This window comes from Pseudomonas sp. MF6751, assembly GCF_016613265.1.
GTDB classification, from domain to species: Bacteria; Pseudomonadota; Gammaproteobacteria; order Pseudomonadales; family Pseudomonadaceae; genus Aquipseudomonas; species Aquipseudomonas fluorescens_BV.
This window is the reverse complement of the sequence record NZ_JAENSV010000060.1, coordinates 1-12609: the sequence shown is the minus strand read 5'-3', so window position 1 is coordinate 12609 and position 12609 is coordinate 1. Positions and strand designations below refer to the sequence as shown.

The window sequence follows — 12609 nt, the reverse complement described above, 5'->3', positions numbered from 1 at the left end:
GTGGCATATTTGCATGGTCTGGGACGTTGAATACACGGATGAATTCGAAGAGTGGTGGGATGGCTTGGATGCAAAGGAGCAATCGTCGGTGGCTGCCAGTGTTGATTTGCTGGGGCTGTTCGGGCCTGGGCTGCGCTTTCCCCATAGCAGCGATATCAAGGGTGCTCGGCACGGCAACCTGCGAGAGTTGCGGGTACAGCATGCAGGGCGACCTTACAGGGTGTTGTATGCCTTCGATTTTCGGCGCTGTGCAGTGTTGCTGATAGGTGGCGATAAAACCGCACAGCACCGTTGGTACCACGAGTACGTACCCTTGGCAGAGAAGCTGTACGACGTACATTTAGACTCATTGCGTAAAGAGGGCCGTGACCATGGCTAAGAAATTCGCGGAACTGAAAGCTCGCATGACACCTGAGGCGCGCGCCGATGCCGAGCAGATATTTCAGCAACACTTGAAAGAAATGCCGCTGCATGAGTTGCGCAAAGCCCAGCAACTGAGCCAGGCAAGCCTGGCAAAGGCATTGAATATCAACCAGGCAGCGGTTTCGAAGATGGAGCGTCGTACTGATATGTACATCAGCACGTTGCGTGACTACATACGTGCGATGGGGGGCGAGCTGGAAATCATCGCCACTTTTCCGGATGGCCAGGTCAAAATTGACAACTTTGCCTGTTGAAGTAGCTGGGCTCTTCGCCAGATTCAGGCTATTCCCATTGTCCTGAGCGTGGCGAACGCTGGTCAGGATTCACCTTCCTTGTCGGCTCTGTTTGTTACTATCGCCATCCCTTGCCGCCAGGAGTCACCGCCCCATGCAACACCAGTGGGATGAAATGCACCGCACCCGCAAACCCACGTTCGTCTTGTGTGGCGAGCCCCAGGGGGATGTGCTCAATCTCTATGTTCACGGTTATTCGGCCTTCTTCAACCGTCAGCAACTGGGCAGTTTCAAGGAGCAACTGGCCGGTATCGAAGGGTCGACCAACCTGATGTTGTTCTGGCCGGCGGGGCATTTTCTGGAAAACCTGTTCGCACCGTTCAAGGACGTGCTCGCCTCGCTGCTCGGCGGTGGCGGCCTGGGCGCGGCGACGGTGGGCGTGGGCAAGGCCATTGCCTATTTTCTCGACCATTACAAAAGTGTCGAGGCACGGGTCGATGAAGTGGCCAAGACGTTATTGCCAGAGCTGGCCGGCTACCTGCACGACCAGTCGCTGCCGGTACGGCGCATCAACCTGATCGGCCACTCCCTGGGCGCGCGTATCCTGGTCAAGAGCTTGCTGGCCAGCCCCGAGATCGCTCGCGAACTGCCGCTCGATAACCTGTTGTTGATGGGCGGGGCGATTTGTACATCGAGCCCCTGGGATGATGTGTCGGCGCCGCTCAAGGGGCGGTTGATCAACTGCCACTCCAGCAAGGACTGGGCGCTGGCCATGAAACCCGATACCGAGCGTTGCATTGGCCGCTATGCGATTGACGTAACGCCCGCGCTCAAGGCCAAGGTCACCAATGTGCACCTGGCCAGCTTCGATCATGCCGCCTATTGGCCGCAGTTGAAGACGGTGGTGCAGTACACCGATTTGCTGCAGGAGCGGCGCGGCATGATCCGTGTGGACTCGCGCAGCAGTGAAGTGCGTTTTGCCGAAGCGGACGTGGACCTGTACCCGGCGTTGGTGCAAGCGCGGCCGGAGGAGCTGAAGTTTCTTGCTGAACTGATGGCGCAAAAGCGCAGTGCCGCGATCGATGCCAGTGTGCGCGAGCCGTTGAAACTGGCCATCGAATTGCAGCGCATGGGCGGTGATAGCTTTATGAATCTGGCCCGTGGCCATGGCGTGGGCTATCGCCAGATTGCCGAAGATGTGGCGCAACGCCTGGGTATCAAATTCGACCAACCACTTGAGCACGTGGCGCTGGCAGAGATCGAAGGGCAGGTCGCAGAAACACTGATCGAGCAGTACAAGGACAAACTCAGTCGCGCTGATCGCCAGGCGTTCGAGGCCGAACTCAAGGCGGCTGCACAAAAAGAGCAGGGGCTGTTCAACCGTTTCGATCTGGGGCGTTCGGCCACCACCGCCTTGAGCGGCACGGCGTTGGCCGGGCTGACCGGGTTTATCCTGCGGCGCGGTGCGGCCACGGCGATTCCGGTGGTGGGCCAGGCGCTGGCTGCGGCGATGTTGCTGGTCAGCGGCGTGCGAGCGTTTTCCGGCCCGGCGTATTCGATCACCACCCTGGCGGTACTGGTGATCGGCGTGATTCGCCAGCGCATGGAGCGCGAGGCCCTTAACCAGGAACTGGAACTGGTGGTGCAAGTGGTGGAAGCGTTTGACCTGCCGCGAGACACGGTGATGCGCACGGTCGCGTCCGACTGATAAGCTGCTGCCCAAGTCTTGTGTATTTGCCTGGAATACCGCGTGAAATTCAGCCTGCCGAAAATCGCTACCGCCCCGTTCTGCCCGCCGGAAGTGGCCGGCTCTGTCGCTGTTGATCCCAAGGCCTCGTTTTTTAAACGGGTGCTGATGTTCGCTGGCCCCGGCCTGTTGATCTCAATCGGCTACATGGACCCCGGCAACTGGGCAACGGCCATTGAAGCCGGTTCACGCTACGGCTACAGCCTGTTGTTTGTGGTGCTGCTGGCTAGCCTGGCGGGGATGGCGGTGCAGTGCCTGTGTTCACGGCTGGGTATCGCCACTGGCAAGGACCTGGCGCAACTGTGCCGTGAGCGCTACAGCCAGCGCTCTGCTCGTACCCAATGGGTGTTGGCGGAAATCTCCATCATCGCCACAGACCTTGCCGAAGTGCTCGGCTGCGCCCTGGCGTTTCACCTGTTGCTGGGCGTGTCGCTGACCACCGGCATTGTCATCACTGCTTTCGATACGCTGTTGATCCTGGCCCTGCAAAATCGTGGTTTTCGCCGCCTGGAAGCGATTATGCTGGCGCTGGTCGCCACCATCGGCGTGTGCTTTTTCATCGAACTGGTGCTGATCAAACCCTACTGGCCCGACGTGCTCAGTGGCTTCACTCCGTCACTGTCGGCTATCAGCGATGCGGCGCCGTTGTACTTGGCCATCGGTATTCTCGGCGCGACGGTCATGCCTCATAACCTCTACCTGCACACCTCCATCGTGCAGACCCGCCTGATCGGCAAGGACCTGGCGAGCAAACAGGACGCGGTCAAGCTGGCGCGTATCGACACCATCGGCTCCCTGGCCTTGGCGCTGTTGGTCAACGCCGCCATCCTGGTGCTGGCGGCTGCAGCCTTCTACAAGACCGGCCATACCGATGTGGTGGAGATCCAGGACGCCTATCACCTGCTCGACCCCTTGGTCGGCGGTGCTTTCGCCAGCATTCTGTTCGGTATCGCCTTGCTGGCTTCGGGCCAGAGTTCGACCTTTACCGGCACCATTGCCGGCCAAGTGATCATGGAGGGTTACCTTAACCTGCGCATACCCTGCTGGCAGCGCCGCCTGATTACCCGTGGGCTGGCGTTGATCCCGGCGTTTCTAGGCGTATGGCTGATGGGTGATGATGCCATCGGCAAGCTGCTGATTCTCAGCCAGGTGGTCCTGAGCCTGCAGTTGCCCTTTGCGCTGTACCCGCTGATCCGCATGACCGGCGACAAGCAATTGATGGGGCCATTCGTCAACCGGCTACCCACGCGGCTGCTGGCGTGGTTTCTGTTCGCGGTGATCAGTGGGGCGAATGCGTGGTTGATCGGGCAGTGGGTGTTCTGAGCTAGGATTGAGTCATGTGCTCGTTTTCTCAACCCCGCCTTCGAACAGTTTGCGCTCCATCAGGGGGCGGTCACACTCACCGATCCCAATACGGCACCGTCCCAAAACACTCCACGAAATAGTCGATCACCGTGCGCACCTTCAACGAGAGCCTGCGGCTGCCCGGCCACAACGCGGCGATCTGTTGGGGCTCCAGGGTTGTCGCGACCTCATACTCACTCAGCACCGCCTGCAAGGTGCCGGCGCGCAGGCTTTCGCCAATCAGCCAGGACGGAAACACCACCAGGCCCAGGCCTTGTTCGGCGGCGTGGGTGAGGGTGTCGGCGTGGTTGCCGGTGATGGGACCGCTGACGCTATAGGGGGTCCAATCGCCCTGGCCGCGGCGGAAGAACCAGCGCTGCTGACCGGTGATGCCTTTGTAGGCCAGGCAGTTGTGGTGGGCCAATTCGCCGGGGTGGCGCGGCGTGCCATGCTGGGCCAGGTAGGCGGGGCTGGCTGCGATGCGAAAGCGTTGTGGCGCGAAGATGCGCGCCTGCATGCCCGAGTCATTGAGCACGCCGATACGAAACAGCAGGTCGGTGCCGTCTTGCAGCGGGTCGACGAAGGTGTCGGTCTGCTGGATATCCAGTTGCAGCTTCGGGTAACGCCGGCACAGCCCTCCCAGCCAGGGTGAAAGGTGACGCTGGCCGAACACCATTGGCGCGTTGATGCGCACCAGGCCACTGGGCTCGCTGTCTTGCTCCTGCAGGGCCTGGTTCGCGGTCTCCAGTTGTTCCAGTAGCAAGCGCGCGTGACGGCCCAGCAGGCGGCCGGCTTCGGTGGGGCTGACGGCGCGCGTATGGCGGTAGAGCAATTGCTGGCCGACGGCCTGTTCCATCAGTTGAATCTGCCGCGAAATGGAGGAGGGCGCCAGGCTTTCGCGGCGGGCCACTTCGGAAAAGCTGCCCTGGTCCAGCACGGCCACAAACAGGCGTAGCGCCTTGAAACTCAGTTCATTCAAGCCCTGCATCATCTCTCCAGGCTGTGCGTTTTGCGCAAAGGTGTTGTCCGCATATTCCCATTTATCGCACAACACGGCCACCGGATAATGCGCGCCATGTTTTTCCCTTCTTGAGATACACGGGTGATGTATGCAGGCACGTTCTACCGAAGGCTTGGCGCAGGCCAGGCCGAGCAATAACCTTTTACGGCTGCTGCTGTTACCGTTGGTAATTCTGGCGGGCATGGGCCTGTCGGTGGAGGCCGGGTTGCTCGGGCCATTGGGCGCGCAGGTCGGGCATTTGTGGGCGACGTTGAGCATCTTTGGTGTTGGCACGGCGATTCTGTTTTTACTGCTGCTGTTCAGCGGTCCGCAAAAGGGCCCGGCCTTCACGCAACTGCCGCGCTGGCAGCTGATCGGCGGGTTTCTGGGGCCGATGTACGTGGTGGTATTGACCCTGGCTACACCGCACATCGGCATCGCGATGACCATGATCGCGATCCTCTCGGGCCAAGTGGGCAAGAGTGTGTTGATCGACCACTTCGGCTGGTTCGGCACGGCGCGCAAACGGGTCAATGGCGACCGCTGGATCGCGTTAGCGTTGATTGTGGCGGCTCTGGTTCTGATTGCACGAGGCTAAGGCGATGAATCTGTTTATGTTGTTGGTGGTGGTGATTGCAGCGGGGGCGGTGCTGAGTGTGCAGGCCGCTATCAATGGGCGTCTGGGCCAGACGGTGGGGGTATTGCGCAGTAGTCTGTTGACCTTCGCGGTGGGCGCGCTGACCACGGCGCTGTTGATATTTTTCTTCGAACCGGCCCAGGCCGTCAGCCTGCTGGAGGTGCCAAAGTGGCAATTGACCGGTGCCCTGTTTGGCGTGGTGTACATGATGGTGATGGTCGGCGCGGTGCCTGTGGTCGGCACAGCCGTCGCCACGGTGGCGGTGATTGTCGGGCAACTGGGCATGGGCATGCTGATCGACAACTTTGGCTGGCTGGGCAACCCGGCGATCGAGCTGTCGGGCAGCCGTATCCTCGCCATGCTATTGCTCGCCCTGGCGTTGGTGTTCATGTACCGCAGTAATAGCCGCCGGGCCGACTGACGGCGCTGAACCATGCTTGCTTGCCCAGGGTCACTGCTTAAGGTGCGGCGCTCGCCGCACCGGACGACCATGAAAAAGGAGTCTGACCATGCCAGATCAAACCTGTGCTTGCCCTCACTGCAAATGTGTACTGGGCGCTGACGCAATAATGAAAGACGGCAAGGGCTATTGCTGCCAGGGCTGTGCCGAGCACCATGCTCATGGTGAACCCTGCGCGGCGGCGACGGGTTGCGAATGCGCCAAGTCAGCCCACGGTTGACAGGATTGACCTGCAGGCCCGGGCACCCGGTGCCTGCAGGATGAGTAAAAACAGTTCGCTTGCCGGCGACCAGTCTTTACCATGGTCTCCCGACCCGATTGATGTGTACCCGCCATGGCCCTGGCCGCGCCCCCCGACCTCAGTGATCACGCCGTTCCCGTGCAGCCGTTGGCGCGTACCTACCCGCGTGGGTTGTACGTAGAGCCGCACAGCCACGATTGGGGCCAGTTGCTCTACGCCATGAGCGGAGTGATGTGGGTCGAGACGCCCCGCGAAGCCCTGGTAGTGCCGCCCCAGCGCGCGGTGTGGTTGCCGCCGGGGGTGGAGCACGGGATCCGCGTGGTCTCCGATTTGCAGATGCGTAATATCTACCTGCGCCCGGCGTTGGCGGCGACGCTGGACAACCAGGTGCAGGTCATCGAAGTGGGCCGCCTGTTGCGGGAGTTGATCGTGACCTTGGTAGAGCAGGGTGATCACGGTGATGCGGTTTACTATGACGCTGTGGTGGGCCTGGCCCTGTTGGAGTTGCAACGCGCACGTCGCTCGCCTATTCGCATCGCCATGCCGATAGCGGCGGATCGTCGGCTGATCAATGCGTGCCAGGCGGTCATGGCGTCGCCCTCCCTGGACATCCCGTTCGAGCAGCACGCCGAGGCGGCGGGCGCCAGTGTGCGCACCCTTGCGCGGTTGTTCCAGCAGCACCTGGGCATGGGGTTTGCCCAGTGGCGCCGTCAGGTGCAGTTGGCTACGGCGGCGGCGGAGTTGATCCAGGGCCAGTCGGTGAGCGGCATAGCGCGTACCCTGGGCTATTCGCCCAGCAGCTTCAGCGACATGTTCCGACGTGAACTGGGAGTGTCACCGTCGCAGTACAGGGGATGGCCGAAATCCTGAAGCACTTGGCCGATACCCACGGTAGACGCGCCCTAGACTGAGCCCATCAATCAACCGGGCGCAGCATCCATGAGCTATTTGATTTCCTTGGCCATCGGCCTGTTTGTCGGCGTGATCTACGGCGCGCTGGACTTCCGCTCGCCTGCACCGCCCGCTATCGCACTGGTCGGCCTGATGGGCATGCTGCTCGGCGAAAAGCTCTGGCCCATGGCGCGGCAGTTGGTCAGTGGTTGGTTGTCCTGATCCCTTTTCCCTTCCACGGATGCCCTCTATGAACGCACTGCAATTTACCGACACCGGCGACCTCGCCCACCTGCGCCTGGTGGAGGTGCCCATGCCGGTACCGTCTGCCGGCGAAGTGCTGGTCAAGGTCAACGCGGCGGGCCTGAACCCCAGCGACGTCAAAAACGTGCTTGGCCGTTTCCCCTACACCACGCTGCCACGCATCCCTGGGCGTGACTTCGCAGGCGTGGTGGTGGAAGGCCCGCAGGCATTGCTCGGCCAGGAGGTTTGGGGCACCGGTCGTGACCTGGGTTTTTTCGCTGACGGTTCCCATGCCCAATACCTGCGCGTGTCAGCCAAGGGCGTGGCGTACAAACCTACGCACTTGAGCTTTGCCCAGGCGGCCAGCCTCGGTGTGCCCTATACCACCGCCTGGGATGCCCTGGAGCGCAGCGGCGTTGGCAAGGGCACGCGCTTGCTGGTGATCGGCGCCAACGGCGCGGTCGGCAGTGCGGCTTTGGCGCTGGCGAAGATACGCGGTGCGCAGGTATTGGCGGCCGTGCGCAAGGCCGATCAGCTCGAGTTGTTGCAGGCCCAAGGGCTGGAGGCGATTGCCTTGGGCAAGCCGGAGGAACTGGGCGCGCAAGTGCAGGCCGTGTTCAAGGGCGGCGCCGACGTGATCTTTGACACTACCGGTTTCTGGCTGCCTGCCGCAGTGGCGGGGCTGGCACCGTTCGGCCGCATCGCCATCATCGCCGCACCGGTTGACGGCCATGTGCAGTTACCGGCCCTGGCGCTGTACCGTAAGGGCGGGTCGGTGGTGGGGATCAACTCTTTGCTCTATAGCTGCGAACAATGCGCGGTGATGCTGGAGGCGTTTGGGCGCTTCTTTGATGAAGGCCTGTTGCCGCTGCCTACAGGGTTGCGTGAAGTGGCGTTGGTGGAGGGTGTTCAGTGCTATGTAGAAGTGAACAACGGCAGCCCAGACAAAATCATCTTCCTGCCGTGATGGATAGAAATGTGGGAGCGGGCTTGCTGTGGCGAGGGAGCTTGCTCCCGCTCGACAGCGCAGCTGGAGCCGGCTTTTTTGGGGGCGCTACGCACCCCCAGCGCAAGCAAGCTTGCTCGCCACAGCAAGCCCGCTCCCACAGTGTTGATCTTTATTCGGTTTCGGGAACGCCTTTTTCCCACGCCGACCAGTTCTTCACGATCGCCTGGACCAACGGGTTGCCCGTGCGGTACAGGTTTTCCAGCGCCGGTACAAACCCACCCTGGTCCGCATACTTGAGCAGGTTGTCCACTTCGCTGTAGCCAGGGTAAGGCCGGTCAAAGTCGGAACCTGCGCGCACCACGGCCAGGCGCTGAATATCCACCAAGCCTTCGCGGCTGGCGCGCAGCAGCGCTTCGTAGGTGGAGTTGTCTTCCTGTTGGGTGGTGCAGTATTCGCCTTTGTTGTCGGTGAGCAACTTGGTCCAGACTTCGGCACGTTCGCTCAACCGGGTACCGGAAAACCAGGTGTTGCCCGCCAGGGTGTCGCAGCGGGTGACTTGCGGCGGCTGGTTGGCGGGGGCGGCGGGGTAGTGTTTGCGCCAGGCGGCGGACTCTGTGCTTTCTGTCAGCTCCACCTTGTGCGACAAGGCAAATGCCTTGGCTTGCAGTTTGGGGTTGAGCTCAAACACTTCGGTCTTGTAGTCCAACGGTGGTTTTTCGTTGGGGCCCTTGGTGTTGATCCCGATATAGCCCGTCGGCCAGTCCTTGGGTGCATCCCGTGAATCCAGCTCCCACTGCGTACCGAACTCCACCAGGTAATGAGCCCAGGCGGCGGTGCCGATGGTGCCGTGCTTGGGGCTGATACCGGCGATTCCGGCGATCAGGAAGTAACTCTGGCGCAGGTCGAACTTGGGCGACAAGGCCAGGGCCAGGGTAGACGCGGCAGCGTTGGTCTGGCCCATGCCGGTCACCAGCAGGCACACGTCTTGGGTGTTGCAGCGAATCACGGGATATTCGGCGGACAAGCCCGGAACGCGTACCTCTTGTTTAAGTTCGAGGCGGTCGATCCAGGTTTGCGCCTCGGGGGCGAACATGGTGATCAGCATCACCTTGGGTTTGATCGGTGGTGGGTTATCCGCCAGCACCACGTGAGGCAATAGGGCCAGGCCGACGGCCAGCGAGACACGGGTCAATGCGTTCATCTACAGCTCCTTGATCAGAATTGATAGCCCAAGCCAGCGTAGTAACCCCAGCCGTCTGAGCGTGCGCGGAAGTTGCCTTCGCCGAAATTCAACTCGCTGCCATCCTCCCAGTTGCCGCCGTTGTGAAAGTAACGGCCGACCAGGGTAAAGCGCAGGTGGGTAAACGAGTACAGCAATACGTTGGTAGCCACCAGGGAGTTGGCGGTGCGCGCCGGGTTGTCCTTGTGCAGGTCCGAGCCGAAATCGTAGTTGGTGAAACCGATGTAGGTCAGCGAGGCGCCGTTGTCGAACTTGCCGATGGGCACGATGTACTTCATCTGCGCTCGGTAGCCGTCCCAGGAATACTCATTGCTGGCGCCGTAGTTTTCCCACTGGTAGCGCCCGTAGAAATTGGCCGACAGGTTGACTCGCGAGTGGGTGTCGATATCGGTGCCCAGGCCGCTGTACAGAGTGTTGGCGCGGTTTTCCTTGCGGCTGCCGTGGTCATAGATCCAGTCAAAGGCCACATACCATTCCTTGAATGGGCCAATTGCCAGGCTGCGTCCTGCGAGGTAGTCGATGGAGATCCGCGGTTCATGCTCCATGAACACCGGCGAGCCATGGTCCCACACACCTTTGTCATTACTGTTACCAATGGTGAGGATCTTCGGCACATCGATATAGCCGTACAACTCAAAGGGGCCCTTGCGCCCGAAGTACTCGTATTCCAGGTAGACGTCATCTTGAGGCTTGGGGCCGAAACTGATGTCTTTGCTGCCAATCAGTGTGAGGTCCTGGTTAAACCACTCGGACAGATACACGCCTTTTTTCGCCGGGGGGTTGGCTTCAGGGCTGAGGGTTTCGCCCTGTGCTGAGTCATCCACGGGCTTTTCCTGCGCCAAAATGGGTGCACTGAGTACTCCCGTAACGGCAGCCAGTAGCAACGAAACGCCAAGACCAGCACGAGGCTTTGAGGTGGGGTGCATTGAAAGTCCTTATTCTTACGCGGTTTAAACCCGATTCGACGGGAAGGAGTGAACTTGGCGGTCAAGTTCGTTCCGCAAACGTTTGCACAGGTTGTACCAACTTGGGTCAATGGCTTGAACTGTTTAGAAAAAAGAGCAATTAGCCGACGCTTTGGTCAGGAAAGCAGTGGGAGTGTTGTCATCGCGCAGAGGCGATGGGCGTGAACATCGGCAATGCGGCCTGCCGCCGGTACTCACTCGGCGTCTGGTGCATTTCGATCCGAAAGTGGCGATTGAAATTCGACAGGTTGGCGTAGCCCACCTCAAAGCAGATGTCCGCCACTGACATTTGGCTGTGCAACAGCAAGCGGCAGGCACGCTGCACGCGGAACTTGCGCATCAGGTCGATAAAGCCGTGGCCGGTGTTGCGTTTGAAAAACCGCGAAAAGCCGGGTTCGCTCATGTCCAGTTGCCGGGCAATGTCCGACAGGCGTACATCGCCGGTCAGTTCCCGCATTAGGTAGTCAAGCGCCTTGTTGATACGTTCGGCGCTGCGCGCATCCAGGGTCGGTGCATAGCACGGGCTGGCCAGGGTATTGGCCTGTGCAGGCGGTGCGTTCTTCAGGGTGTCGAGCAATTGCAGGAACAGGGCCAGGCGTTGCAGCCCCTGGGCGCAGCCGATGGCCTCCATCAGCCGTGTCGCGCTCGTTGCGGTCTCGCCGGTGAATTCGATGCCCCGTCGCGCCCGTGCAAACAGTGACTGTAAATCACCGAGCTCAGGCAGGGTGGTGCGCAGAGCGAGCAGGGCGGCGCCGTCGAATTGCAGCACCACATCACGCCCGTGCAGGTATTCGCCCGGGGCCAGGTCACCGATCCAGTCGTGGGGCAGGCCAGGGCCGATCAGTGCGACATGCCCGGCGCTGAACGCACCGATATAGTCGCCCGCCACCAGTTTGCCACTGCCTTGGCGGATCAGGTGGATTTCGAATTCAGGGTGGTGGTTCCAGCGTGCCAGTTCATAAGGATAATCATGTTCGAACCAGCGAAAACCATGTTCTGGTTCTGGCAGGATCACCTCAAGCTCCGCAGGGCGATGCTCGAACAGGGTAGCGGGGCTGACGGGCATGGTGCTGCCTCTTGTGGTGGTGCAATTTTCCCAAAATACCCGCACTGGCAATCGCTGCGCTAGCCCTGGTTTCGCCTGAGGCTGATACTTTTTTGATCCTGTGCCTCAGGTTAAAAAAGTATCAGCCTCGCATTCGCCAGCCGTTTGTGAGGCGGTAGGCCAAGCTGCTGTAATCGAGGCTCAACAACAAAGGTCGGCAAGCTGTTCTCGGCGGTGTTCACCGGCTACCGGCAATAACCTTTACAGGATCCCCCATGAAACGACTCGAAGGTAAAAGCGCGCTGATCACCGGATCAGCGCGGGGCATTGGCCGTGCGTTCGCCCAGGCGTACATCGCTGAAGGCGCCACCGTGGCCATCGCCGACATCAACCTGCAGCAGGCCCAGGCCACCGCCGCCGAACTGGGGCCCCAGGCTTACGCCGTGGCGATGGATGTCACCGACCAAGCCTCCATCGACGCGGCGATCGCCACAGTGGTGAGCCACGCCGGCAAGCTCGATATCCTGATCAACAACGCCGCCCTGTTCGACCTGGCGCCCATCGTCGACATCACCCGCGACAGCTTTGAACGACTGTTCTCGATCAACGTCGCCGGCACCCTGTTCACCCTGCAGGCCGCAGCCCGACAGATGATCAACCAGGGGCATGGCGGCAAGATCATCAACATGGCCAGCCAGGCCGGGCGGCGGGGCGAGCCGTTGGTGGCGGTCTATTGCGCGACCAAGGCGGCGGTGATCAGCCTGACGCAATCGGCGGGCTTGAATCTCATCAAGCAGGGCATCAACGTCAATGCTATCGCCCCTGGTGTGGTGGACGGCGAGCATTGGGATGGGGTGGATGCGCTGTTCGCCAGGCATGAAGGGCTGGCGCCTGGCGAGAAGAAAAAACGCGTAGGGGATGAGGTGCCGTTTGGGCGGATGGGCACGGCTGAAGACCTGACTGGCATGGCGATCTTCCTAGCGTCGACGGAGGCCGACTATGTGGTGGCCCAGACCTACAACGTCGATGGCGGCAATTGGCTGAACTAGCGGTTAACGCTGACCCAACTGTGGGAGATTCTATGGTTGGGGGGAAGCCCCTAAACCCGCTTTTGATTGGTACTCGCTCTGGTTTTTCATGAGCGAAAAGGCGATACGCGCTAACTTGCGGGCGATGATGACCAGGGCTTGA

General features: G+C 60.8%; 15 protein-coding genes and 1 pseudogene. 11 read left to right on the top strand and 5 right to left on the bottom strand.

Annotated elements, in window-relative coordinates:
* Positions 1 to 13: 13 nt before the first annotated feature.
* From JJD66_RS25975 to JJD66_RS25960, 4 genes are all read left to right on the top strand, one after another.
* Positions 14 to 379, top strand: a complete 366-nt coding sequence (locus JJD66_RS25975; protein ID WP_198715428.1) for a type II toxin-antitoxin system RelE/ParE family toxin — start codon at positions 14 to 16, stop codon at positions 377 to 379.
* Positions 372 to 677, top strand: a complete 306-nt coding sequence (locus JJD66_RS25970) for an XRE family transcriptional regulator (RefSeq protein ID WP_105226565.1) — start codon at positions 372 to 374, stop codon at positions 675 to 677. Before JJD66_RS25975 ends, JJD66_RS25970 begins: the two co-directional genes overlap by 8 nt.
* A gap of 133 nt (positions 678 to 810) precedes the next feature.
* Positions 811 to 2364 (top strand): DUF726 domain-containing protein, encoded by a 1554-nt coding sequence (locus JJD66_RS25965; RefSeq protein ID WP_106117996.1) that lies wholly within the window; start codon positions 811 to 813, stop codon positions 2362 to 2364.
* Positions 2365 to 2406: 42 nt separating this feature from the next.
* Positions 2407 to 3726 carry an Nramp family divalent metal transporter gene (locus tag JJD66_RS25960; RefSeq protein ID WP_054918680.1) on the top strand — a complete coding sequence of 440 codons (1320 nt, stop codon included), beginning with the start codon at positions 2407 to 2409 and terminating at the stop codon, positions 3724 to 3726.
* Between the two features lie 76 nt (positions 3727 to 3802).
* On the opposite strand, the gene JJD66_RS25955 is transcribed toward JJD66_RS25960, so the two are convergent.
* The gene (locus tag JJD66_RS25955) at positions 3803 to 4735 is read right to left on the bottom strand and encodes a LysR family transcriptional regulator (protein WP_200649359.1); all 933 of its coding nucleotides are present in this window, start codon (positions 4733 to 4735) and stop codon (positions 3803 to 3805) included.
* Positions 4736 to 4856: 121 nt separating this feature from the next.
* On the opposite strand from JJD66_RS25955, the gene JJD66_RS25950 reads away from it, so the two are divergent.
* From JJD66_RS25950 to JJD66_RS25925, 6 genes are all read left to right on the top strand, one after another.
* The gene (locus JJD66_RS25950) at positions 4857 to 5345 is read left to right on the top strand and encodes a DMT family transporter (RefSeq protein WP_197883834.1); all 489 of its coding nucleotides are present in this window, start codon (positions 4857 to 4859) and stop codon (positions 5343 to 5345) included.
* Between the two features lie 4 nt (positions 5346 to 5349).
* Positions 5350 to 5805: a DMT family transporter gene (locus JJD66_RS25945; protein ID WP_003191976.1), complete on the top strand. Its 456-nt coding sequence runs from the start codon at positions 5350 to 5352 to the stop codon at positions 5803 to 5805.
* A gap of 88 nt (positions 5806 to 5893) precedes the next feature.
* Complete coding sequence (locus JJD66_RS25940) at positions 5894 to 6064, top strand: putative metallothionein (protein WP_019816816.1); 171 nt, start codon at positions 5894 to 5896, stop codon at positions 6062 to 6064.
* A 114-nt stretch (positions 6065 to 6178) separates the two neighbouring features.
* A complete protein-coding gene (locus JJD66_RS25935) occupies positions 6179 to 6955 on the top strand; it encodes an AraC family transcriptional regulator (protein ID WP_200649358.1) in 777 nt (258 codons plus the stop codon).
* 69 nt (positions 6956 to 7024) lie between these two features.
* Complete coding sequence (locus JJD66_RS25930; RefSeq protein ID WP_014718843.1) at positions 7025 to 7198, top strand: DUF1427 family protein; 174 nt, start codon at positions 7025 to 7027, stop codon at positions 7196 to 7198.
* A gap of 28 nt (positions 7199 to 7226) precedes the next feature.
* Positions 7227 to 8186: a quinone oxidoreductase family protein gene (locus JJD66_RS25925; RefSeq protein ID WP_200649357.1), complete on the top strand. Its 960-nt coding sequence runs from the start codon at positions 7227 to 7229 to the stop codon at positions 8184 to 8186.
* Positions 8187 to 8337: 151 nt separating this feature from the next.
* Here the strand turns inward: JJD66_RS25925 and JJD66_RS25920 are convergent, their stop codons facing one another.
* From JJD66_RS25920 to JJD66_RS25910, 3 genes are all read right to left on the bottom strand, one after another.
* Positions 8338 to 9369: a purine-nucleoside phosphorylase gene (locus JJD66_RS25920; protein ID WP_198861875.1), complete on the bottom strand. Its 1032-nt coding sequence runs from the start codon at positions 9367 to 9369 to the stop codon at positions 8338 to 8340.
* Between the two features lie 14 nt (positions 9370 to 9383).
* Entirely contained in the window at positions 9384 to 10334 is a 951-nt protein-coding gene (locus JJD66_RS25915) for a nucleoside-specific channel-forming protein Tsx (RefSeq protein WP_200649356.1), read from the bottom strand.
* 178 nt (positions 10335 to 10512) lie between these two features.
* Entirely contained in the window at positions 10513 to 11439 is a 927-nt protein-coding gene (locus JJD66_RS25910) for a helix-turn-helix domain-containing protein (RefSeq protein WP_200649355.1), read from the bottom strand.
* Positions 11440 to 11693: 254 nt separating this feature from the next.
* On the opposite strand from JJD66_RS25910, the gene JJD66_RS25905 reads away from it, so the two are divergent.
* On the top strand, positions 11694 to 12467 hold the full coding sequence (locus tag JJD66_RS25905; protein ID WP_200649354.1) for an L-iditol 2-dehydrogenase: 774 nt from the start codon (positions 11694 to 11696) through the stop codon (positions 12465 to 12467).
* A gap of 30 nt (positions 12468 to 12497) precedes the next feature.
* On the opposite strand, the pseudogene JJD66_RS28195 reads toward JJD66_RS25905, so the two are convergent.
* A pseudogene (locus tag JJD66_RS28195) lies at positions 12498 to 12609 on the bottom strand (IS110 family transposase); the annotation flags it as partial.